The organism is Wolbachia endosymbiont of Ostrinia scapulalis (assembly GCF_023559145.1).
Lineage (GTDB): Bacteria > Pseudomonadota > Alphaproteobacteria > Rickettsiales > Anaplasmataceae > Wolbachia.
This window is the reverse complement of sequence record NZ_CP096926.1, coordinates 835,540-860,064: the sequence shown is the minus strand read 5'-3', so window position 1 is coordinate 860,064 and position 24,525 is coordinate 835,540. Positions and strand designations below refer to the sequence as shown.

Below are 24,525 nucleotides of genomic sequence, written 5' to 3'. Positions count from 1 at the left end.
GCAGGTGAGTAACAGATGTTTGAACATTTGAGCAACCAAAACTTGGTTAAGCTATGCATAAGTTTTGTGATACTCTTTTTATTATCTGGGTGCGGGTGTATTAAGCCAGAAGATTCATCAGGCTTGCGTGAGAAATTGGATATAGTGTCAACAGAGCAGAAATGGGTTGATTCTGGAGTCTATATTTCGGATAAAATAAAAGTAACAGAGATTAATATAGTACCTAATAAGGTTAATTTTTGTTCGCAATATAAAGATTTTGCAATTGAACCTGGAGTAAGAAACGTTACATTACCGTTTGCGCTTAAAGCTGGTGATGCGATAAGCTTTAGTGTTGTTGGAAGTAAAATGTGTAAAAACAATAATGGCATGGTCACCTACAAAAAAATTGACGAAAATTGCGGTGAAGGGGAAAAGGAGTATTTTTCACATGTTTTAAATCAAGAGAAGTGTCAAGGTGAAATATGTCCTAATAAATATGAAATAGGCAATGCACAATGGTTAAATGGAAAAGAGTACTGGTCTTCAGAATTAGATCAAAGTGAAAGAGAGGAAATTAGAAATGTCATCGACTCTATAAAACAGCAAGGGGAAAATGTAGACTGTAGCAAGCTTTCAGAGAGCAGTGCAAGTAAGATAGATACGCGCATTTTAAATTTACTCTGCGGACGTATATGTAAATTTTCTTTCGGCAGCGGAGAAAAAGGTTGCTTATATATTGAATACAATAGTATAGAAGGTGAGATATTCAATACTTTAAATTCTAGAGGTGAATCTGTTATTGCTGAAATTATTGATAACGTATTAAAGGAAAAACGGGTAAAAACTGACATTACACTATTACGTGTTCACATGGATAATGAGGAATTTGAACACATTCCAGGAGGCGGTATATGTATTAACTGTGATCATAAGATAGATCGTAACCATCCAAAACCAGAGTTAACTTTTAGTTTAGGTGATGGTAAGGGCAAGGGTGGTTTCAACATAAGAGTAACAAGAATCCCTAATTTAGAAAAAAGCTTATATATAAGCGTTTCTGACAAATTTCCTGAGCGTGAGCCCGATGAAACTCAGGGAGATATACTTTTAGACATTAGCAAAGTTTATAATACTCAATATATGGAAGGCTTAAAAGAAAAGCTAAAGGACAAGAGTGGCACTATATATTACGGAATAAGAGATCATGGCTGTGATTATAAGAAAAATGAGGGTCAGTTTAGCATTAACCTTACAACTAAAGAGCCACCTGTAAGAACTTTTAGTGCGATATATAATTTTTTTGATGAAAAAGTAAAAACTGCATTTTTCGGTTCTAGCTACAAAGACACTAATGCGATTCACTCTGATACTAGCCCTGTGAAGTCTCTTTATCAAAGTTTTGTAGCATCAAATAGAACAAATACCATCAGATCTACAATAGTGTCGTTATTAGTATTATATATAGTTTTATACACCCTTTATTACTTTTTTGGATTGTCTCATGCTTCTATATATGAATTTTTAATTATATGTGTAAAGATAGGAGTTATTACCCAATTGCTGAACGATAACAGTTGGAGTTTTTTTTATAACAATGCATTTTCTATTTTTGTTAATGCTCCAAAACAGTTAATAGAAATAGCAAATTTCAGAGGTACAACATCAAATGTTTTTGAATTTCTTGATTTACCGCTCAATAGGTTTTTATCAGCACACTCAGTGTTACTAATAGTATCTCTTATATTCTCCGGTCCTTTGGGTATTGTATCGTTTTGCTTGGTGATTTGGGGTTTGATAACAGTGAGCTTATCGATGTTTAACGCCTTATTTTCTTTTATCACATCTATAGCAATAGTTGCATTATTGCTTTCTTTGGCGCCTCTTTTTATTATTTGCCTTCTATTTGGATATACTAGACAGATGTTTCACAATTGGGTCAAAAATTTAGCAAGATTTGCAATTCATCCGGTAGTGCTTTTAATTTTTATATCATTAATAAGCCAGGTTATGGATTATATTGTGTATTCGGTCTTTAATTTTGAGGTCTGCCCTACATGTATACTTAATCTTAACTTAAAGATTTTTAATCCTTGTATTATTTATGGTTATGCTTCCAAACATGCACCTGACATCACAGCTATGATGGCTTTTGTGATTTTGGGACATGCTATGAAAGCTTTAGTTGAGGCATCTTCAACAATATCTGATTCGTTGTTTGGTGTTTATGTGGCAAGCGAACCAGGAAGGCAATATCAGCAAAGCTTAATGGGAACAGTAGGTTTAGATGAACAAAGTATCCAAAGAAGAGCAGGTCAGCAATCTGGTACACCAAGTCGAAGACCTCAAATACCACAATCAGCTCAAAGATCAGCACCTAAAATACCGACAAACACAGGAAATCAATGATGAGCAGAAAATCATTATTATTGATACTATGTCTTGTAATTACTGGCTGCACAATGGATTGTGTTGAACCTGGGCTGCAGAGCAGAAATACTAGTGTCAGTATAGATGTTCCAGTTCGTGAAGCTGGCGAAGGAGTTAAAATTCATTGGGTTGATTCTGGTCAAGTAATTAGCAAGGATGAAAAAATCAAATTTACTCTTGGTGGGTCAGTAAATTTTTGTCCTCTTAAAGAAGGGAAAAATCCAAAGAGAGTACTTGTGCCCGCTGTATTTTGTGCTAATGATTTAATACCAAATTACAGTAATAAGTTAATTGATAATGCTAGTCTTGATGAACGAGAAATATGTGGGAATATAGGCTTTGGAAATAATGAATTCTATAGCAATAGACGTTATGTAGATACCGGAATTAAAGCAAATCCTGGTGATAAGTTAAGCTTTAGCTTAGTTCCCAGAGAGATAACGATTAATTATGACAATCCGGAAGGGAAAGGTATCAGCTTTGATGACAATTGCTATAGAGCTGAAGAAAATGATAAAAAAGACAAAGCTACAATAAAAGACATGCTCAATGGAGGAACGTTCTTTTGTGGAGAAAGTGGTAAGAGGACTAAAGTAGAATTTCCTAAGATTAATAAAGAGAACATAGAAGAAAGAAGAGTGCTAGTTGGTAATGGCTACACTCCATATGATAATAAGGTACATTTTAATAAGGATTATATTCAAAATTCATGGATAAATGGTGCATTGTTAGATTTACGACGAACTAAAATAGGACTGGATAAATTATGTAATGGGAAAAAATGTGATTTTAATGAGATAAGCAAGTACAGCTCTTATGAGCTTAATTGTTACTATCAGAAGATATGTTATGCTAAACAAGGTATAGATTTTAATGGAAATTGTGTTTCTTCTGTAAGGTACAAAAATTATGATAAGAACAACAAATGTGATATGTATTCTCATCTTAAAGGAGTTGAAGATAAACTTAAAAAGATTGAAGAAAATAAAGATAACACTGATTTTATATCAAACATTGAAGAAGAAACTGAAGATATCTCCTGGGCCGAAGCTCTTGTTGCAAAAATTGGCGATCTTGATGATCAGAATACTGTTCAATGTTTTCCAAAAAGAAAAGAAACAAGTGATGGCCTAGTATGCTCAAAAATAAGTGATAATTTTAGGGATTTTTCCTTAAAGTTAAATCATGACTATGGGATAAATAAAAAGGTGAAACCTGGTAGTAGTGTAATGCTTGCTATAGCAAGCAATGGCAATTACTTTCTTCATAGAGGTGGATATCATGTTGAAGTAACTAGATCATGTAACTTCGATAGTGGCAAAAAATTGTATATGTACTTGGGTGATAGCCCGCCAGAAGATCCATCTGCTCGAAAGACTAATAATTTCAAAAAAGTAAAGAAATTAGATAAAATAACAGAGGATAATGTAGACTATTACATAATAGATGGAAGTCATTTAAAGGATAAAGAGTCTAAAAAGATATACTTTGGTATTAATGTAGAAAACGTAAAGAAAGATGATATTACGGACAAAGAAGGCAAATATTATGAAGATAACAAATACACAGTAAATTTATTTTTAAAAAGAAAAATAAACGATTTTATTTCATCAACTGTAAACAAGATTTTTGATTTCATAACAGACGGGGGTGAAGACGGAATTAAAATTCCATATGAAGGATATAGAAAGGGGCTTCTACAAGGAATAAGAGCTTTGCTTATTCTATACGTTACATTTACTGTTGTTGGCTATATGCTTGGAACAATACAATTAAGTAAATTCGATTTTATTATAAGAATATTCAAAATAGCATTTATAGCTTTTGCTTTTAGTGATAGAAGTTGGGAATTCTTTGGTACAACTTTGTCTGGGCTTTTTGTTGATGGTAGCATTTATTTAGTTGATAGTTTTTCTGGCTATATAGGAGAAGGAGGTAAAAAATTTGCATTCTTAGATTTAACAGCGGGAGTATTATTTACAGGAGAAACATGGCTGAAATTTTTGTCTTTAATGCTATCAGGATCTTTTGGCTTTATTGCATTTTTGGCAATACTTTATGCTACTTTTGTGTTTTTAAGATGCATTATTAGTGCTACGTTTAAGTATGTAATATCTACTGTTTTAGTGGCATTTTTATTGTCATTAGCACCTTTATTTATCGTATTTATTCTATTTCAACAAACTAAAACATTATTTGATAATTGGATAAAAACGCTGGCTCATGTTTCATTGCAACCAGTCATTTTATTTTCATCCTTGTCTCTTTTAAACCAGTTAATGTATTCAGTTCTATACAACCTCACAAATTTTTCTGCATGCTATCAATGCTTAATTAGTGTAAATTTTTTATCGTATGATCTGTGTCTTATGAAATCAATATTACCTCTTGGGTATAGTCCTGGTACTAGTGTTGATGTTGCGCTCAGTACTGGAGAAAGGGCTGGTGGGCACTTTGCAGCATTACCTATAGATCTAATCCAGGCATTTATATATCTCATCATTGCTAGTGCAATGGAAGCTTTTGTTTCTATATCAGAAACTATGGCGCAGGCGTTGTTCAGCTCTGGTTATGGAGTTGCTCAAAGTGTTAGTCATATTTCTAGGAGCGCATCACAAGCTATGCTGTCAACTGTTGGCCTTGATGATAGAACCCAAAATATGATACATAACATCAAGCAGGGAATGAGTAAAGATCGTAGCAAAATTGAAGCTAAATTGCCTGATACACCAAAGCAAGCAGATGGGAAAGCGAGTACTGGCAGAGAAATGAGCAAATCTGAAACACTAAGCCAGCCAGATAAGCAAAAGGATTCTGATAAAACAAAAGGACAAGTCAAGGAAGATTGATGAGATATATGGAGTAACTAATTAAAAAGATATTTGAAGTAAGGTTTTAGAAATTTATTCTGTATTGGAAAAAGTTTAGGTATGCAATCACGCTTAGGCAAATGTTGGTTTAGGTTATTAATTTTGGTAATCTGTGTGCTGGTTACAGGTTGTAGTAAGAATGATATGCCTTTTCCAAGATGTATATCTGCTGATTATTTTGGTCCTGAACCGGTTGCAGTTGGTGCTCATTTTTCAAGAGATCACGATGCCTTTGTTCCCGAAGATCAGGAAATTATTGACTATGATACTGGTGAAGTCAATTATGGTTTTCACTCTAATCAAGTGGTGAAGTGGAAAGATACTGGATTTGAAACCAATGGAGATAGTTTAGTAGTACGAGTAAATGGTGCATGGACATCTTGGAGTAATAGTAATAAGAAAGAATCTAAAGGTAGTTATAATTTGCAAAGCTTGGAACAGCTAAAATATGCGACTAAGTTTGAAGGTAAACAAGGCGATAATAGTTTGCCTGACTTTCGCTTAATTTGTAATGATTACAAATCTAGTACACAAAAAATTTCAAGTAATCCTAATGCAAGTTGTACTGTAAATTGCAAGTGTATTAGTGAAGATGATAACAGAGAAAAACGCGGTGTTCCATGTTGGTTTACTAACGGACATGGTGCTTATCTTTTATTTAAAAGGCCTAGCGATTCTAGTCCTAACGAAAATTTAAAATCCATGCGTAACCCTGAGTCTCCTACTGTACATCTAGGTTACAATTCCGTAGCGGAAGATGGAAGTGGGCTTTTTACTTTAGACAGAGATAACACCACATTACAGGACAGGAATTGTAATACGGTGAGGTTAGAAAAAGGATGGAAAATATATGTAAAGATATTAGATAGATATTATCTAGATAATGCAGGTGGCTACTCTTTTGAATTTTTGAGCGGAGTGCAGAAACCAAGTAACTTTGGATTTTTTGATTACGTTTATAACTATCTAAAATGTGTATTATTGATTAACGAAAATTGTAAAAAGCATTTTGATAGCAATGATCCTGCAGCTGCACAAGCGATGTTTCAAAATATAGCTGAAAAAAGTACGAGCTTTCACAATTTTGTTCTTTCCTTGCTTGTTCTATTTATAGTGATTTCATCGCTTCTTTATCTTTTTGGAATGATAAGAGAAACTAAGCATGATATGCTCATCAGAATGATGAAAATCACCCTAGTAATAGTGCTTATATCTCCTGGAAGTTTTAGATTTTTCTATGATCATTTTCTTGTTTTATTTGTTAAAGGTCTTGAACAATTGATAAGCATAATTACTAATTTTGCTCCCAACATGAACACCGGAGGTAATTCAAACGTTGCTCAAGGAAATGAAGCTAAATTGTTTAGCTTCATGGAGGATATGTTTAATAAGTTTTTTGCTTACTCTGTTTGGAAAAAGTTTGCAGCATTTTTACATTATCAAATGTGGGCAAGTCTCCTTATGATACCGGCAATTTTTATAGGGATTGTCTTATATTTCCTGCTGTGTATGTATGCTTACATAATATTCCTTTCTGGTTTTATGGGTATAGCTTTTCTTGTAGCTATAATGCCGCTATTCCTAATCTCTATTTTATTTTCACCACTGAAAAGTCTATTTGAGGGTTGGATAAAATTCTGTATTAGTTTCTGTTTGCAATCAATTATGATATTTACCCTGCTGTCATTACTTGCTGCGATGATAATGAATACCTTTTATAAACAGTTAGGCTTTACTGTGTGCTATAATAAATGGCTTGAAATAAAGTTATGTGCTCCAAAATGGGTATTTGGTGGTTTTTGTATAATTGATAAAGAATACTTTAGCTGGACTCCAGGGCAAATTTTTGTACCTTATGCTATTGGAGAGGCTTCTCCATTGAACGTAGATAAGAATATAGAAGGTATAGAAAAACTAAGCAGAATAGGTGGTACAGTAAAGTTTACTGGTGGAGCTGGATATATCCCTCTTCCACCAGATTACATTAATAAAGGTTTTCGTTATATAGATTATCCTTTCTTTAATCCAATTCCTGGAACTAAAGATAATCCAGCAGACCACTATATTGCGGAAAGTGATATGATAGTTAGTAATGGCTGTAGTGCAAAAGATCTAGTACGCTTAACAAATAGTTTATCTCATGCATCAGAGAGGGCAGACATTATATTACTGATCAACAATATAGAGAAAAGGATAGGTGATGTTAGTGAAATAATAAAACGCTACTGTCAAGATATAAATAAATGCAATAGTTATAGGGAAATAATTAATGAAATAAGATCTTTAGTGCGGAGTGCGATAAAAAAACAAGGTTGTAGAATACTGAAACTTCATGATTTATATAAGGATCCCAACAGTGAATACTGTCAGAAATGTAAAGATTGTGAGGATTGCAAAAATTATAAAGAAAATAGTGATTACCAAAGGGTGCAAGACATACAGAGAGGTTATTTAATCAACGCAGGAGAGATCTTTGTATTGTTCTTGCTTTCGTTTTTGATGTTTTCTTTGAAGGAGTTTGTACAGCAGATGGGCTCAAGCATTGCCGGTGGTGGGTTTGGTGTTTACAATATATCTAGTATGTATCAAGCATCACCTGTGACTGGTTTAATGCAGGGATTAAAACAACAGATGCAAGATAAAATTGGTGGAGGGCTAGAGTCTTTAGGTAATTGGGCTACTCATGTACCGGACAGATTAGCTGGAGGTACAGCTAATTTGCTAGATAGAATACCAGGAGTTGGGGGTGTGCTGAAATATGCTATTAATGTGCCACGTAAGCTTGTAGGTGCTACTATTGAAGCAACAAAATTTGCAACATCACCTAAAAATGATGTTGATAAGCTTGAGGAAAAAATCTACAGGGCGTTTGGAATTGATAAAGAAGATATTGCACATAGAAGAATTGATAAATATTTAGAATATTATAAAGGATATGTAGGATCACATTTGGGATATACAATAGAAGATGCTATGAAGTTTACTTGGGAACATGGTCTCGACTCTATAGGAATTAACCCTGCTACAGGAGAAAAGGATGGTTACCAGCATAATCTACTCTATAGAGCAAAAACATATAGACGGGAATTTCTTGAGAAGCTTCATGACTACACTATTGGCCGCAAGAGAGAACCAGAAGAAGATGAATCATCAAAAGAAAATAAGCCTAATCAATCAAATCGAAAATTAGGTACGGAACCAGAAACCCTAAAAAACACTACAGAAGCTATACGTGCCGGAGAAGATAGAGAGCGTCAAGATAATGAAAGGAATGAGAACATAGAGAATGATGAAGAATCGTAATTTCAAAGGGCTAAATTATTATGGTCTTCAGCAAGACGAAGATGGTAATATCAAGTTAAACGATTACAATGATGTTTTAAATGCGCGCAGAGCGAGGGTAGATTTGTTACTAGATAGCACTAAGCAAGGTGATGTTAGTCTTTCAAAGCTAAATAAAGCTCTGAATGAGAGACTTATAGATGATAAAGGGCTATCGTCAGAATTTGACAAAGAAGACAAAGAAATTGCACAGAAGGAGCTTAAGATGTTCTCTATTTTAGACGATCTTGATAATCTTGCAAACATTGAAAGTGAAGATCTATTAGAGGTTAGTTTGTTACTATCAGATCTTAGTTTTATAGAGAGAAATATTGTGTTGAATGCCGATCAGAGTTCTGATCTAATAGGGTTCAAAAGTCTATTTATAGAAAAAAAAGCATCTGGTGAGGAATATAGTGATGAAGAGTGTCACAATTTCCTCGATAGTATAGAGAAAATCAATACTTTAATTAAGTTAGAGTTAGAAAGTAGAATTGAAGGGATGGGTCATGATGAAAAAAACAACCATGATGATTTACAAGACGAGATTGGTCGTGCAATCAGTATAGAAAATAAATCAAAGAAAAGCGATTGATCTTGCGTTCCTCCACAAGCAACCTTCTTTCTATTAGACTGCTGAAGCTATGTTGACATTAAATGTGTATTATAAATAATTAGTTAACTTCGAACTTGTTTTATATGTTACGTGTTATTGCGGGTAAATATCGTGGAAGAAAAATAACTACAGGCAAGAATTTATCTGCACGGCCCACTATGAGTAGTGTCCGAGAAGCAATATTTAGTATACTTTCTTCAAGAAAACCTATTTATAACCTAAATGTACTTGATTTGTTCTGCGGAAGTGGCTCTTTTTCATTTGAAGCACTTTCTCGAGGTGCTAAACATGCATTCATGGTAGATTCAGATTATTACAATTTGCAACTGCCTAAAAAAACAGCAGAAGATCTTGGAATTACGAACGATATCACGTTAATTTGTTGCAATGCTAACGGATTACCAAGACCTATTTCAAAGTGCGATATAGTTTTTATGGACCCACCTTATAATATCAATCTGGTTAACTCAACTTTAGACGAGTTAGCTCACTCAGGCTGGTTAAATGATAATGCGTTAATAATTCTAGAAATGAGGAAAAATGAAGGTTTTGAGTGCAATAAAAACTTCAATATAGTTGTGGAGCGTACCTACGGTATTGCAAAAATAATTTTTCTTTCTTCACTCACTTGAATTTCTTTTGTAAACATCTATAGCTAAGCTAAGTAAGATTTTTCCGAGGACTGAAAGAAAAAATCAATTCGTTTTGGTGGGAATAGGGTGTGTAACAGCAAATCAATACGAGTTGATATACTAGAAGAAGCAGTATGGAAAGAAATGAAGATGGTACTCAAAGAACCAGAGGCAATGACAAAGGTTAGACTTTTAAAATATGAAAATAAGCAGGCAAAGGATGAGATTGAAAAAAGCGCAGATAAAATAGAACAAGGTATAGAAAGATTAGCTTATGTATATGCAAGGGGTCATATAACGAAGGAAAAGTATGACTTAGAAGTTGAGAGCATGGAAAAGGAGTTAAAGGAATCAGAGATCAAAGGGAAGAAGCTATCGATGAAAAGAGGCTACAGAGAGAATTAGATTTTATCACAAACAGTGTAGAAAGTTTTTCCTCTGAGAGAGCTTAATCAGGCAGATTGGGAAACTAAACTTGAGATAATAAGAAAATTAGTTCAACGCATTGAAATTGATGATGATAACGTGCATGTAGTGTTTCGGTTGAAAGAACTCGCTCTCGAAAGGCAAAAAAATGTTCAACATTCTATCGGGATGCCAGTGTCACGCACTGGCATGACATCCTCTTGCTTCTATAGGTGTCTTTATCTCTTCTACTTTATTTTGCCACACAGATACAATGGTTTCACATGTACTTGGTAGGCTATCTATTTTGAAAAAGAAGGACTACCAACACCTTCACTTTTTGCATCACTAAACTTACTTGCTACTTTATCAATAGTCCAAACTAGTGGTGTAATAACAAGCGCAGCAGCCCAAATGACAGTACTAACAGCATAACTCAAAACTGCGTTAACAAATGTAGCTAATGTATCACTGTGATTCCGTGCCTTATTTGATAACATAGATGAATAATCTATCAATGATCTTGTATTGCACTTAAGATCATAACTATCTGTTACTTTCGCTAACCCTTTTGCCGTCCAGTATGACAAATACGCCAATGCTAGATATAAAGGTTGCAGAATTACACTAGCTAACGCAAAAGTAATAATCCAAATCATAGGAGGATTTTTTTTGTAACTACCAAGAGCTACATTCTTCACTGGCCCAATAACACTATTAATATAATGAACGGATTTATAGAAATTATTTTGTGGAACTTCGTTACCTCGAACGCTTTTGGTAGGAACATCTCCGAATTTAACATATTTCTTAAAATTACTATATGAACTTGACATATTACCCCTATAAAATAAAAACATAATTATCTTACTAATATCGCTTGTTTTAGAATAAATGCAATCACTACCTAACTAAATTATCTGTTGCGCAAAAGCACATATTACTATACCATCGAAAATAAAGAGGTCAGCATGAGTTTTACTTTACCTGAGTTGCCGTATGATAAAACAGCTTTAGAGCCTTATATATCTGTAAAGACATTAGATTTTCATTATGATAAGCACCATAAGGGATATTTAAATAAACTCAACGAACTGGTTGAAAACACAGATTATCAACATATGGAAATTGAGGAATTAGTAACGAAAGTTCATGGAAATAATAATACAGTTCCTATTTTTAACAATGCAGCACAAGTTTGGAATCACACTTTTTATTGGAATTCAATGAAAAAGAATGGTGGTGGTAAGCCTCAAGATGATGTTCTTCTAGCAAAAAAAATTCAAGATGATATTGGTGGCTTTGACAAATTTTGTGAAGAATTTTCACATTATGGAGTAAGCCAATTTGGTAGTGGATGGGTGTGGTTAGTGCTTGAAAAAGGAAAACTCAAAATCACTAAAACTCCAAATGCGGATCTACCGCTAATTTATGGCCAGGTGCCACTACTTACTATGGATGTATGGGAGCATGCATACTATTTGGATTGCCAAAATCGCAGAATTGACTACATAAAAGTTTTTCTTGATCATTTGATCAATTGGGATTTTGTAGAAGAGAATTTAAAGAAGAATATATAAGATGAATATACCACAAGTAACAAAACTAGATAATGGTCTGCGCATAATAACTGAGCGAGTGCATGAAGTTGATTCCGTAGCTTTAAATATACGAGTTGGTGTTGGCAGTAGAGCTGAAAGTGCAAGTCAAAATGGAATATCTCATTTCCTAGAGCACATGGCTTTCAAAGGAACAAAGACAAGAACTGCATTTGAAATTGCGAAAGCTTTTGATGATATAGGTGGAGTTTTCAATGCCTGCACCGGTAGAGAAAGCACCAGTTATTACGCAAAGGTTCTTAGAAAAGATATAAAAACTGGCATTGATATATTAATAGATATATTAATGAATTCTACATTTCCAGAGGATGAATTGGAACGCGAAAAGGGTGTTGTAATACAAGAGATTTTTCAAACTAATGATTCACCGAGCGATATCATTTTTGATAAGTATTTTGAAGCAGCTTATAAAGATCAACCATTTGGTAGGTCAATCTTGGGTACGCAAGATACTGTCAAATCTTTTACTCGAGCTAATCTAGATAACTACATAAATGAGCATTACTTTAGCGAGAACATTATATTTGCTGTTGCAGGAAATGTTGAACATGAGGAAGTTGTTCAATTAATCAAAGACTTTCTCTCAAAGATTCATTCAAAAGAGCTGAAAAAAAGCGAGAATGCAAGTTATACCGGTGGTGAGTATTTAGAACATCGTAAATTAGATCAAGTACATTTATTAATTGGTCTACCTAGTGTTTCTCGTGATGATAATAGATATCACACATTCAAAGTTCTTGATGCCATACTGGGAAGTGGCATGTCATCACGCCTGTTTCAGGAAGTAAGAGAAAAGCAGGGGCTTGCTTATTCCATTTACTCATTCAACTCTAGCTATGCTGATACAGGAATGCTTTCGATTTTTGCTGGTACAGATAGCAATAATCTAGATAAGCTTTTGAAAGCCATAACGACAGAGTTGAAGAAATTGTCTACAGATGATTTAAAGGAAGAAGAAGTAAATAGAGTAAAAGAACGAGTAAAATCTCAAATTTTAATGTCACGCGAAAGTGTTAGCTCGCGTGCTGAAACGTTAGGACACTACTACGGTAACTATAATAAATACATCAGTAAAAACGAATTAATAGAAAAAATTAGTGCTGTTACTATTTACGATATAAAAAAAGCAGCAGAAGAATTGCTATCTCAGCATGAAAGAATTACTTTAGCTGCGATTGGAGAAATTAATTCATTGCCAAGTTACGATAAAGTGGTTTCTATGCTCAGTGTACTTTAGTTATGTTGCTTATGCTCACTAAAAAGTTCAATGAATGGTTGCAAAATCCTTTCTATAAAAAGTTTGCTTTCTGGTTCATCGCGTATACCACTAATCATTTTATTGAAAGTTTTTTCGCTGTTTTGTAAAAATAAATAGCTTTCTACTAAGAGTGTAAAGGCTGAAACGCAAAACGCTATTTGATGTTTTTCTTTATTTTTAACCATAAATGCCTCACAAAATTATATTTCTAGTATACCCGTATATATACGGTACTGTCAAGTTTTTAAAGAAGATTAAAAAATGCAACGCACATGTACAAAATATGAACTAGGTATATAATTCACAATGCAGCGGTATTTCACTAATCCAATTGTTTTTTTCCTGATCTAGCCTATCATTCAATATTGCTTGTCTTATTGATTCCATCAACTTATTCATGAAGAAAACATTGTGAATGGTAACGAGTGTGTAAGCCAGCAATTCCTTCGCTTTTAGTAAATGGTGTATATAGGCTCTTGAATGTTTTCTGCAAGTAAAGCACAAACAGTCATTTTCAATTGGGTTATCATCTAGTTCGAATCGTTGATTTCGCAAATTAATATGCTCTTTACACTTTGAAGAAATAGAATCTCTGTTTTTTACTTTAACAAGTGCGCCACCATGTCTTGCGAGGCGAGTTGGATGCACACAATCAAATGTGTCAACACCAAGCTCTACTCCACGAAAAATGTCCACAATTCCACCAATACCAAGCAAATGAGTAGGCCTCTCTTTTTTTAAACGTTCCATAGTAAAGGAAACTACGTCATACATCTGCTCTTTACTCTGACCAAGCGATCCACCTATTGCTTGACCAAAAAATGGCAAATTGTTGATAAAGTCACAACTTTCCCCACGTAAATCTTGATACACTCCGCCTTGGCTAATTCCATACAGCGCCTGTTTGCCATCATTATTTTTTTCAAACTCATTTAAAGAACGTTCAGCCCATCTATGGCTCATGAGCATTGATTTTCTTGTGTATTCTTTACTGACATGGAATGGAGTACATTCATCTAAAACTAGGATTAAATCTGCACCTAATTTTTGTTGAATTTGTATAGACTTTTCAGGAGTTAGACAATAAGTTTTACCATTTATGTAAGAACGAAAAATTGCCCCATCTTCGTTAATTTTGATCAGAGTTTTTTGCTTCTGTCTTATTCCCTTTATTTCTTCCGAAACTGACCCGTGCCCTAAACTAAATATCTGGTATCCACCAGAATCAGTGAGCATTGGTCCACTCCATCCCATCATCTTGTGCAAGCCACCAAGTTTTGCCACAGTATCCTCTCCAGGTTGAAGCATTAGGTGATAAGTGTTGGAAAGTATTATCTGAGTACCTGCTTCTCTGATTCTTTCGATATCTGCAGCTTTAATGGCAGCTTTGGTTGCACAAAATATAAATGCTGGTGTTTCTATGTTTCCATTTGGAGTTTTAATTGTACCAACTCTTGCAGAATCTGATTGCTTGGTTATCCTAAACGAAAACTTTTCCATCTATTTGCTTGAAAGCTCTGCTATGATATTTTCCACTTTTTCAGGAGTGAGGTTTTCATAAAAGTCATTATTGATCTGCACCACAGGGGCATTAACGCATGCACCAAGACATTCAACTTCCTTTAAAGTAAATAGATTATCTTTAGTAGTTTCACCGATATTGATTCCTAGTTTCTTTTTAAAGGTATTTAACACTTCTTCACTATTGCACAACCAGCAAGGAGTTGTTCTACAAATTTGTATGAGATATTTACCTACTGGTTTTAAATTATACATGGTGTAAAAATTTGCCACTTCATATACACGAATATGTGGAATATGAAGCATGTCAGCAACGCAGCGCATGGCAGATTCAGGAACCCATCCGCATTGTTCTTGAACCAGGTATAGTAAAGGCATGACGGCACTACCTTCTCTACCTTTAGGATACATCTCTATAGACTTTTTCGCTTTTCTGAGGTTGTCTGATGTAAAACTAAACTGTTCTTCTTTCTCTTTCATCTAATAAGGTTCGTGTAAATCTCAACAAATTATACTTGAAGAGTTAACAATTGCAATTGTTGGTTTTTTGAGCTCTACAATATTATATTTGTAGAGTGGGTGCATTCAATTTGTGAATTCTTTACTGCTACTCATTTTCCATATTTCGCTTTGCAGATTATAAAGGTATTAATTTCTTAACTTTAGTTAAAATTTTCATTGACATTAACACATAGGAGTAATCATAATGATATTTTATTAAAATTTTAAATAAAATTATGTCTATATTAAGTAGATTATTTGGAGTTAATACAACTATACTAAAAGTTAAAGAAGCGATAGGTTTTAACCCAAAAAACGTAGGGTTGATTGAAGGAAATGGAGTTACTTATGGACTCAGCTATCAAGATAACGGCAATGGAAGCAGTAGAGTAAAGTTACTTATTAGCTCACTATATCAATCAAAAACATACGAGTGTGATACAGGTGTCAACGTAGCAAATGAATTTAAGGGCCAATTATCTCCCACACTAATAGAAAATTCAGCTGAAGTAGATAAAGTTGGAGTTATCTTTCCTACAGAAGAAATTAACCAAGAAGGAAAAAAATACATAAAAAGTTTAATATTTAACACTTATAAAATTCAACATTCAACTAATGCACCCTCAGTTGAGCATTCAGGAAAAGTAAAATTACAAAAAAACATTAATAACCATAATGATGCAAATAAAGGCAATAGCTACTTTCAACCAAAAGCAGTAAAAGTTAGTACTGGTAATGTCATTGTAATCGCTCATAACTTAAAGGATCAAGCTTTAGTTTCTTGGTATTTACAATCAGACACGAATGGAAAGTTCAGAGCTTTACCTGGAGCAAAACACACCATAGAAAGAAAATTATTCAAGTTTAATAATCCAGGGCAATTAGTATTGGATGAAAATACGATGCTTTATACGTAGATAAAGACTACTAAAAACCAAGAAGTAAGAACAAATATCTTTAAATTCGACTTGATTGACGTGGCTCAGAAGCTGAAAGATAGAAAAGAAGATGAATGTTTGCTTAAGAAAGAATGCCAATTAAATATAGCACCATCTACTATCTATAATCCAGGAAAAATAAACTTTTTACAGTATGTAAGACGAACTGAAGGTGATGATTTAGTTGCTTTTCTTGCGAAAAAACAATCTTCTAATACGCAAGAATTGCATTTAGCAAGGCTTGCTAAGAGAGTACCAAAATCAAATTTTACTGTTTGTGAATGTGAAGATCCTATAGAACAATTGTATGTTAAAGACAATGGCCAAGGAGGTTTTATCGTCACTGCGGTAAGTGGAGAGAGTATTATAACTTTTAATAGAGAGAGCTCTGGAAAATCTTCTGAAGCAACGATAATATCGACAAGCAGTATCAAAGCTCTCAGTGATTTTGTTAATATCATTAACGGCCAATTGATGCCTAGTATTATTTCCAGCAGTACTGTATCTCCTATAACTGTTACAGAGACGGTTGTGACTTCTAAGAAAACGACGACTGCTGCAATTACTAGCACAACAGAAACCGACACTGTAAAGACTACCAAGTTAACAACAGAAGCATCAACTATCATTGTACCAACTTCCACAATGAGTAAATCTTCAACAGAGTCAACAATTCAAACAAGTACAGTAACAGTGGGGCCAACAACAGTAGCAAAAACAACTACTACTCCACAAGCGACCACAGTTGCTACAACGTCAACTAGTGCACCGATAGTAACTTCAGAAACTGAGACAAGTACTGTAAAATCTACAGCAGCGACTGTTGAGTCAACTTTTACAGCAAGCAGTACTACGATGAGTAAGCCTTTAACAGAATTAACAACTAAAATAAGTACGGCATCAGAATCAACAACAGTAGCTGAAACTATTACAACCTCACAATCGACTATGATCACTATAATGCCAACTAATGTGCCAACAACAAACTCAGAGGCAACTATACAAACAGTGTCCACTATATCAAATACTGGAACAAAGGTAACAACTCCTTTGTTCACTACAACTTTACTTCCTCAAACTACTCCTTCACCACAGCCCACTCAGCTTGCTATAGAGTCTAATAGGGCAGGAATGATAGGTGGGTCTTTGGTTGGAGCGATAATAAGTATGCTGGAATTATAGGATTCATAGCATACAAATATGTTAAGGGTCGTAATTCTGCCCCTGTGTTAGAACTAACTAATTTCAATGATAGAAGGCGATCATCTTCAAGTGGCAATAGCGATGAAGAAATTTTTATCGCTAATAACAGAATGAGACATATATCTATGCGAACTATGGATCAATCTGAAACAGTGCTAAACAGTATATCGGTGGAGAGTAGTAGTCGGTCAAGAAGTAGCTCATCGTCTTCAAGCGGTGGACCAGGATCTTGACTGACTGAGCTAGAGTCTAAAAGTGAAAAAAGCTTATCTTGGGATAGCGATGATGTACCGGAATATCACCTTTAGCTATTTGTCTGAATGTTTTTAGTATGTAGACTGTTAGGAAATTTTCTTTTGCTTTTGTGATTTTAATGTTAAAGTATAATTTCTAGGTGAAATAAGTAGCTGCTGTTGTGTGATAAACACAGCAGAGGAAAGTCCGAGCTCCAAGAAAAGGTAGTGACGGGTAACGCCCGCCGGAGGTAACTCCAGTTATAGGGCTACAGAAAATTACCGCCTAAATATTATTAGGCAAGGGTGAAAAGGTGTGGTAAGAGCACACCATAACAATGGCAACATTGGTAGTCAAGTAACCAACACTAGGAGCAAGATTAAATAGAAGTAGATTTTATGTTTTTCTCATATCTACTCGGGTAAATCGCATGAAGTAAATGGTAACATTTACTCCAGATAAATAGCTACATAAACAGAACTCGGCTTATATTTCACCTAGGCAATGCATGAATGTCAGCCATACTATGTAAATGTATCAAACATTTCACATACCCTGTACGCTCAATTTGACCACCTATATTCATTTTACTTCTTGGCTTATCTCTTTTCTTATTTCCTTTTGAACTTAACAAAGCTTGAATTTTAACCGAGCTTTTCCTTTAACTCGTCATTCTCTATCTCTAAAGCCTTACTTTCTTACCTATAACTTTTTAGCTCCGCTTCCAACTTTTCTATCTTTTGTTGTAAATCTTTGTAAAGTTCTAAAAGACTGACCACGTTACCTCACTTTTAGGATTAGTTTTTATCTTACTAAATCTACCTTTTTGCTTCTTCAATCAACAAGTAAATAAAGCATTTCATGCGCTGTCCTTCACTTGTTCTGCTTGATAGTCACTACTGCTTTCGCTTATATTAGCACTAGAGTATTCTTCATCGTCAACATACTCTTTTAGAACATATCCTCTACCCCAAACGGTTTCTATGTGGCTTATTCCATCATTTGCACTTTCAAGTTTTTTACGTAATTTACACATAAAAACATCAACTATTTTGTTGTCTGAAGGTTCGTCCAAGCCATTGTAAAGATGGTTTAAAAACATTTCTTTTGTCAACACTGCTCCTTTACGCAATGCCAGCAATTCTATCATGGAATACTCTTTGTTAGTAAGGTGAACTGTTTTGCCTTTTACCTCAACAATCCTGTGATCAAAATTGATATTCATATTACCAATTTTTATCACTGATTCGGGATGACCTTTAGTACGTCGGACTATGGCCTTAATTCGAGCTAATAATTCGCTCTTGTGAAATGGCTTGGTTAAGTAATCGTCGGCACCATACCCAAGTCCTTTAGCTTTATGGTTGGCAGCGGAGATACACGAAAGTATTAAAACAGGAACTTTGATTTTTGCACTTCTTAATCTTAACAGTATATCATATCCATCAATATCACCAGGCAGGTGTATATCTAGAATAACTAGATCGTAATAGTCTCCACCCGAGGAAACCATATTATTGTTATAATCTTGTGCAGAAGTAACAACGTCGCAAAAATGTCCATCAGAAGTTAAGGCATTAACTACAGTCCTTGCACTTACTTGATCATCTTCAATTAATAATATACGCATATTTTACACCCCATAAATAATTTATAATTTTAGTAATATATATAACCAAGGAAAGTAACAAATCAAATTTTTATTAATGAATAATAGAAATTACACTTATTAATTAATAGTTAATGTGTCGTTCCAAAATTATACAAATAGATCTAAAATACAATAGATATACTATAATAATACTATTTTTAGTAAATATTGAATAGAAGCTATTTTTATTAAAAGAATACTTAGGTTAATAGATATTTAAACTATTTTATACTTTTATGTTATATTTTTAATTTACTTATTCTACAGTTTTAAATTATAAGTAATACTTTCAGGAATATTGAGTGGTAATATCAGTTTTAGGTGCTGGCGCATGGGGTACAGCAATTGCGATTTCATTAAGTAGTAAGAAAAATGTAATTTTGTGGACTCGCAATAAGGCCATGTTTGAATCAATTAAAGAGAAAAGAGAAAGTGACAAGCTACCTGATTGTCCAATTTCTGATAATGTATCAGTAAAATTAGCTATTGAAGATGCAGTGAATGCTTCAGTAATAATTTTAGCTGTTCCCACTCAGTCTCTAAGGGAGATATGTCATCAATTGAATGATTGTAACCTAAAAAAAAATGTAGCAATAATTTTGGCTTGTAAGGGAATAGAAAAATCTACATTAAAATTACCTAGTGAAGTAGTCAATGAAGTTTTACCTAATAATCCTCTTGCTGTTTTTTCTGGTCCTAGCTTTGCTATAGAAGTTGCAAGAAAATTACCATATTCGATGGTTCTTGCATGTCAAAATGAAGTATTAGGTTTAAAATTAATATCAGAGCTACAGCAAGAAAATATTAAATTGTACCTTAGTAGCGATGTTATAGGAATACAGGTTTGTGCAGCGTTAAAGAATGTTTTTGCTATAGCATGTGGGGTTGTTCTAGGTAGGTTTGGGTTTAATGCTCATGCAGCATTAATTACGAAAAGTATGAGTGAAATTAAGGCTTTATACTCAGCAAAAGTTGGTGACGGCAATGTAGATATAAATACACTACTTGGACCAGCATGCTTAGGCGATTTGGTTGTGACATGCACATCATTAAATTCAAGAAATCTATCTTTTGGATCTAAAGTAGCTAATAGTAATGGTTCTAGTGCTCAGCAGATTTTATCAGAAGGTAAGTCGGTAATTGAAGGTTTTAACACTGCTAAGTCTGCATTTGATTTAGCAGAAAAGCTAAAGATAAAAATGCCCATATGTGAAGCGATCTATAGATTGCTATATGAAAATACTTCTATAGAAGATACTATTTCTGTTCTTGTAAATTAGTTTTATATTTCGGTATATTGTGAAATTTTTATATAAATTAATATCAACATGGTGGCTATCTGGCACGGTAAAACACATGCCAGGTACTATAGGCAGCTTGGCTGCTTACCCAATTGTTCCTATATTACTCAATGACAGAATTTTAGGTACAGCAATTATTTTTTTTTTATTCTTAGTTGGATTATGGTCTACAGGCAATTATATACAACATTACAAAGCTCCGCATGATCCAAAAGAGGTAGTAATTGATGAAGTAGTTGGTCAATTGCTGACAGTACTTCTAGTTTCAATATTATTAGAACAAGAAATGAATAGCTCTGTATTGTTGGTGTGCTTTTTCTCCTTTAGGTTTTTTGATATAATAAAAGTGTGGCCTATAAATTTGATTGATAAAAATACAAAAGGTCCTTTAGGTATTATGCTAGATGATGTTGTAGCTGCAATTTTAGCCTTTGTTTTTATAGGAGCCTTTTATTGTTTATTGTTGATTTATGCAGAATAAAAAAATTTGTTATTCACGCTTAATTATTCAGAACCTAAAGGATTATATACTTTATGCAACGAATTTGTCCAAGTGGGAAATACATGACGAATTTGATAATGTTATATTTACAGTAAATGGTACCAGAGAATCGTTATTTAATTTTGTGTTTTGTGAAGATCAATGTACTGAGCTTTCCATATGCAGAACTCTAGATTATCTCAAAGCACGAAATATAGAAGCAACATGGATAATAAGTCCACGTATAAAAATAGGGGGTATTTTAGAAAAATGCGAAATAAAACACGTTAGCACACCAAAAAAAGTTTTACTCAATATAAAAGATTATTTTTTGCCTGATGATGCTGTTCCAAATTTGAAGTTCAATGTTGTAAATAGTAGTGAGCTCTTAGAGCAATTAGATTTACACACTTCTAAAATTTTTTATCACAGAATTAGTATTGTTAGCACATTTTTTCGCCAATTATCGAATTATGATGATAAGAGCTCAAGGTTAAGATTTTTTCTTGTAATGCTAAATAACGAAATTGTTGGAACATGCGGTCTTTATATTCAAGACAGCATAGCTGGTTTTTATAGCGATGGAGTTTTACCAATTTACAGAGGTCGTGGAATAGGAACTCAAATGGTTCTAGAAAGAATAAAGATAGCTAGGCAATTTGAATGCAAATACATAGTAGCACATTGCATGAAACCTTCTGTAAACCTTTATAAGAGATTAGGCTTTAGGGTATTGGGCAATCTTCACTTATATACCTCTTCAGTACAATCTCTTTGCTGAGAGGTTACAAATTTTTATATTTGTTTTAGAATACTATGTTTTTTTTGTATGAAATAGTTTTACTACTAATTCTAGTATTCTTCTTTTTCTCATATTCTAAATTAAAAATTAGTAATAAAATTAAGGACTTACAACATCAAAATGTTATCATAAATAATTTAATAGATACTGTGAATGATGGATTTTATATTTGGGACGCAAAAAAACGTATAGAAAAATTTTCTCCCAATTTACTAATTTTGCTTAATACTGTTTTTTATTCATTTAATGAGTTTGTAAATTTTTTTGAGCAATCAGAAAGCTTAATTAAAAGTTTTGCTGAGGCAAAGGAAATAAATAAATCTTTTACTCTAGATTTAAAGTCAAAAGACAGTGAGGTTTATTGCACATGTTATGGTAAAAGCATAATAGATTATTCTAATAATGTGATTGGTGTGTTGTTATGGATAAGGAATATCTCCGATTATAAGATAAAAGCTAATGAACTTGAGTTAGAAAATAGTAAGCTTATGCGAGAATTGGAGAACTATAAAAAAATTTTTGACTCTTTACCATTTCCAATACTGAAGTACAATAAGAATAAAAAAGTAAGGTTTTATAACTTATTTTATGATAAATATATAGGCAGCTCTAAAAAATTTACTGTTGCAAGTGGCTCCTATAACGTAAAACCAGGAGAGTGTGTAATAACTTACAAGAATGAACCTAAGGTTTTTAATTTTGTTGAAGTTCCAATGCAAAATTCTAATAGCATAGTAATGTATGGAAAAGATATTAGTGATGAAAAAAAATTACATACTGAGCTAAGCAATTGTTTAGCTGCACAAGAAAGTTTGCTTGAGAAGCTATCGATTGCTGTAGCGATATATAGTAAGAATCAAAAGCTAAAATTTTATAATAATGCTTTTATAAAAACTTTTCAGTTTGATCCAAAATTTTTGGAGTCTTATCCAACTTATCACGAGATTATGCTTCACCTATTTGAATCTAAAAAGCTTTTAGGAAAAAAGGATTTTCAAACTATTAATAATCAAAGACATGAATTGTTTAAAAGATTACTGGAATCATATGGTGAAACAATACATTTCATGAATGGAAGAACGTTTAGAGTATTAACAATACCCTATGCTTCAGAGGGTCTACTATTTTCTTACGAAGAGTGCCAGAAATAACACTCAAATTCCTTCTCTCTCTACCATGAGCTGTTTTACTTTTGCTATCGCTTTTGCTGGGTTAAGACCTTTCGGACAGGTTTTTGTACAATTCATTATTGTATGACAGCGATACAACTTAAATGGGTCGTTTAAAGAAGCAAGTCTTTCTTCTTTCTTATTATCACGACTGTCAGCAATCCATCTATAAGCTTGCAGTAATACCGCTGGCCCTAAAAATTTATCACCATTCCACCAATAGCTTGGGCAACCAGTCGAACAGCAAGCACATAGTATACAATCAGACAGACCATCCAATTTTTTTCTATCTTCAGGAGATTGAAAGTATTCTTTATTTTGTAAGGCAGATTTATCTGTTTGTAACCAAGGTTTAATCGATTTGTATTGCTCATAAAATTGGCTTAGATCTGGAACTAGATCCTTTACTATATACATATGAGGTAGTGGATATATTTTTACTTCACCTTTTATATCATGTATAGATTTAGTGCATGCAAGAGTGTTGGTACCATCAATATTCATTGCACAAGATCCGCATATTCCTTCTCTGCAAGAGCGTCTAAAAGTTAAGGTTGAATCTATTTCATCCTTTATTTTTATTAATACATCAAGTACCATAGGGCCACAATTATCCATATCGATAAAAAATGTGTCTATTCTTGGATTTTTATCATCATCAGCAGACCAACGATAAATTTGAAATCTTCTAATATTTTTTGCTCCAGTAGGAGTAGGATAAACCTTGCCCTTTTTATTAACTTTAGAATTTTTTGGTAAAGAAAACTGAACCATATTGCTTACCTTTTACAGCTAAAACCCCTTTTTTATAAATAACATATTTTGGTATTATCTACCATACTTTTCCTTTTCAAATTCAAGCAAAGCTAAAATCTTGCTCTCTAAACTTTTCATTATAATTTCTTCATCTTCTTTTTGATGATCATAGCCAAGTAAATGCAGCAATCCATGAACTAACATGTGTGCAGTGTGAGTGAGGATAGATATACAGTACTCATGAGACTCTCTTTCTATTGTATCTACTGCAATTGCTATGTCTCCTAGATCACATTCACTAGATAACTGTTCGCATGGAAATGATAGTACATTAGTTGGCTTATCTATTTCTCTAAACTTGAGATTAAGTTGATGTAGCAAGTTATCATCAGCGAGAGCTATTGATATATTTGGTTTATAATGATCTATTTTTAATTCTTTTAGAGAAGCGTTAATAATATTTAATACAAAACTCTGTGGGTCCTTCGTAATACTATGCCACCTCTTATCAAGAATATTTACTTCTAACATGAATAAAGCACCAGAAAGGACATTATCCCATCACTTGACATTGGAACCCAAAAAAGAAGAATTATAGAACATCGTATCATACACACAACTATACGAATATTGTACACTAGAAGTATGTCATCCCAGTGCTCCAACATTGGGATCCAGGAATTCTGATTAGACATTAGGTGAGTGAATATAAAAGCTATATTAAAACACAACATTTTTAATGTGGTTGCATTACAGCTGGATTCCAGTGTCAAGCACTGCTTTGTGTTTGATGAAAAATCGGCTACTTCGAAACAAACACTCATACAGCTGTATGTTG

22 protein-coding genes and 1 other RNA gene are annotated in these 24,525 nt (G+C 33.5%); 15 read left to right on the top strand and 8 right to left on the bottom strand.

Features of this window, described 5'->3' with window-relative positions; genetic code table 11:
* Positions 1-15: 15 nt before the first annotated feature.
* From M1L26_RS04215 to M1L26_RS04190, 6 genes are all read left to right on the top strand, one after another.
* The gene (locus M1L26_RS04215) at positions 16-2,388 is read left to right on the top strand and encodes a TrbL/VirB6 family protein (protein ID WP_250120001.1); all 2,373 of its coding nucleotides are present in this window, start codon (positions 16-18) and stop codon (positions 2,386-2,388) included.
* Entirely contained in the window at positions 2,385-5,258 is a 2,874-nt protein-coding gene (locus M1L26_RS04210; RefSeq protein WP_250120000.1) for a TrbL/VirB6 family protein, read from the top strand. Before M1L26_RS04215 ends, M1L26_RS04210 begins: the two co-directional genes overlap by 4 nt.
* A gap of 81 nt (positions 5,259-5,339) precedes the next feature.
* Complete coding sequence (locus tag M1L26_RS04205) at positions 5,340-8,582, top strand: TrbL/VirB6 family protein (RefSeq protein ID WP_250119999.1); 3,243 nt, start codon at positions 5,340-5,342, stop codon at positions 8,580-8,582.
* Positions 8,566-9,195 carry a WD_0853 family protein gene (locus M1L26_RS04200; protein ID WP_250119998.1) on the top strand — a complete coding sequence of 210 codons (630 nt, stop codon included), beginning with the start codon at positions 8,566-8,568 and terminating at the stop codon, positions 9,193-9,195. Before M1L26_RS04205 ends, M1L26_RS04200 begins: the two co-directional genes overlap by 17 nt.
* A 104-nt stretch (positions 9,196-9,299) precedes the next feature.
* Complete coding sequence (gene rsmD / locus M1L26_RS04195; protein ID WP_068652427.1) at positions 9,300-9,848, top strand: 16S rRNA (guanine(966)-N(2))-methyltransferase RsmD; 549 nt, start codon at positions 9,300-9,302, stop codon at positions 9,846-9,848.
* An 87-nt stretch (positions 9,849-9,935) separates the two neighbouring features.
* Complete coding sequence (locus tag M1L26_RS04190) at positions 9,936-10,253, top strand: hypothetical protein (RefSeq protein ID WP_211908544.1); 318 nt, start codon at positions 9,936-9,938, stop codon at positions 10,251-10,253.
* Positions 10,254-10,555: 302 nt separating this feature from the next.
* Here the strand turns inward: M1L26_RS04190 and M1L26_RS04185 are convergent, their stop codons facing one another.
* Positions 10,556-11,089, bottom strand: a complete 534-nt coding sequence (locus tag M1L26_RS04185; protein WP_211908543.1) for a hypothetical protein — start codon at positions 11,087-11,089, stop codon at positions 10,556-10,558.
* A gap of 135 nt (positions 11,090-11,224) precedes the next feature.
* Between M1L26_RS04185 and M1L26_RS04180 the strand changes: the two genes are divergently transcribed.
* Together M1L26_RS04180 and M1L26_RS04175 are read left to right on the top strand one after the other, a co-directional pair.
* Positions 11,225-11,833 carry a superoxide dismutase gene (locus M1L26_RS04180; RefSeq protein ID WP_211908542.1) on the top strand — a complete coding sequence of 203 codons (609 nt, stop codon included), beginning with the start codon at positions 11,225-11,227 and terminating at the stop codon, positions 11,831-11,833.
* A gap of 1 nt (position 11,834) precedes the next feature.
* On the top strand, positions 11,835-13,109 hold the full coding sequence (locus M1L26_RS04175; protein ID WP_211908541.1) for a M16 family metallopeptidase: 1,275 nt from the start codon (positions 11,835-11,837) through the stop codon (positions 13,107-13,109).
* Here M1L26_RS04175 and M1L26_RS04170 read toward each other — a convergent pair.
* The 3 genes from M1L26_RS04170 to nuoE all read right to left on the bottom strand — a co-directional run bounded on the left by M1L26_RS04170 (position 13,106) and on the right by nuoE (position 15,131).
* On the bottom strand, positions 13,106-13,315 hold the full coding sequence (locus tag M1L26_RS04170) for a hypothetical protein (protein ID WP_211908540.1): 210 nt from the start codon (positions 13,313-13,315) through the stop codon (positions 13,106-13,108). The genes M1L26_RS04175 and M1L26_RS04170 overlap by 4 nt on opposite strands.
* Positions 13,316-13,418: 103 nt before the next feature.
* The gene (gene tgt, locus M1L26_RS04165) at positions 13,419-14,630 is read right to left on the bottom strand and encodes a tRNA guanosine(34) transglycosylase Tgt (protein ID WP_250119997.1); all 1,212 of its coding nucleotides are present in this window, start codon (positions 14,628-14,630) and stop codon (positions 13,419-13,421) included.
* Complete coding sequence (gene nuoE, locus M1L26_RS04160) at positions 14,631-15,131, bottom strand: NADH-quinone oxidoreductase subunit NuoE (RefSeq protein ID WP_211908538.1); 501 nt, start codon at positions 15,129-15,131, stop codon at positions 14,631-14,633.
* Between the two features lie 257 nt (positions 15,132-15,388).
* Between nuoE and M1L26_RS04155 the strand changes: the two genes are divergently transcribed.
* The 3 genes from M1L26_RS04155 to rnpB all read left to right on the top strand — a co-directional run bounded on the left by M1L26_RS04155 (position 15,389) and on the right by rnpB (position 18,032).
* Positions 15,389-16,069 carry a hypothetical protein gene (locus tag M1L26_RS04155; protein ID WP_250119996.1) on the top strand — a complete coding sequence of 227 codons (681 nt, stop codon included), beginning with the start codon at positions 15,389-15,391 and terminating at the stop codon, positions 16,067-16,069.
* Positions 16,070-16,129: 60 nt separating this feature from the next.
* Positions 16,130-17,272, top strand: coding sequence for a hypothetical protein (locus tag M1L26_RS04150; RefSeq protein ID WP_250119995.1), 1,143 nt, complete (start codon positions 16,130-16,132; stop codon positions 17,270-17,272).
* Positions 17,273-17,683: 411 nt separating this feature from the next.
* Positions 17,684-18,032: RNase P RNA component class A (gene rnpB, locus M1L26_RS04145), an RNA gene on the top strand.
* Here rnpB and M1L26_RS04140 read toward each other — a convergent pair.
* A complete protein-coding gene (locus M1L26_RS04140; RefSeq protein ID WP_250119994.1) occupies positions 18,021-18,161 on the bottom strand; it encodes a hypothetical protein in 141 nt (46 codons plus the stop codon). The two genes, rnpB and M1L26_RS04140, sit on opposite strands and share 12 nt — an antisense overlap.
* 225 nt (positions 18,162-18,386) lie before the next feature.
* The gene (locus tag M1L26_RS04135; protein ID WP_250119993.1) at positions 18,387-19,157 is read right to left on the bottom strand and encodes a response regulator transcription factor; all 771 of its coding nucleotides are present in this window, start codon (positions 19,155-19,157) and stop codon (positions 18,387-18,389) included.
* Positions 19,158-19,480: 323 nt separating this feature from the next.
* On the opposite strand from M1L26_RS04135, the gene M1L26_RS04130 reads away from it, so the two are divergent.
* The 4 genes from M1L26_RS04130 to M1L26_RS04115 are packed head-to-tail and all read left to right on the top strand — an operon-like array spanning position 19,481 to position 22,913.
* Positions 19,481-20,458: an NAD(P)H-dependent glycerol-3-phosphate dehydrogenase gene (locus tag M1L26_RS04130; protein ID WP_211908535.1), complete on the top strand. Its 978-nt coding sequence runs from the start codon at positions 19,481-19,483 to the stop codon at positions 20,456-20,458.
* A 19-nt stretch (positions 20,459-20,477) separates the two neighbouring features.
* Complete coding sequence (locus tag M1L26_RS04125) at positions 20,478-20,960, top strand: phosphatidylglycerophosphatase A family protein (protein WP_012481861.1); 483 nt, start codon at positions 20,478-20,480, stop codon at positions 20,958-20,960.
* Positions 20,950-21,741 carry a GNAT family N-acetyltransferase gene (locus tag M1L26_RS04120; protein WP_211908531.1) on the top strand — a complete coding sequence of 264 codons (792 nt, stop codon included), beginning with the start codon at positions 20,950-20,952 and terminating at the stop codon, positions 21,739-21,741. Before M1L26_RS04125 ends, M1L26_RS04120 begins: the two co-directional genes overlap by 11 nt.
* 35 nt (positions 21,742-21,776) lie before the next feature.
* A complete protein-coding gene (locus M1L26_RS04115; protein WP_052264787.1) occupies positions 21,777-22,913 on the top strand; it encodes a hypothetical protein in 1,137 nt (378 codons plus the stop codon).
* A gap of 3 nt (positions 22,914-22,916) precedes the next feature.
* Here M1L26_RS04115 and M1L26_RS04110 read toward each other — a convergent pair whose 3' ends face one another.
* Entirely contained in the window at positions 22,917-23,705 is a 789-nt protein-coding gene (locus M1L26_RS04110) for a succinate dehydrogenase iron-sulfur subunit (RefSeq protein WP_211908529.1), read from the bottom strand.
* Positions 23,706-23,759: 54 nt separating this feature from the next.
* The gene (ybeY, locus tag M1L26_RS04105) at positions 23,760-24,218 is read right to left on the bottom strand and encodes an rRNA maturation RNase YbeY (RefSeq protein WP_015587883.1); all 459 of its coding nucleotides are present in this window, start codon (positions 24,216-24,218) and stop codon (positions 23,760-23,762) included.
* Positions 24,219-24,525 lie beyond the last annotated feature (307 nt).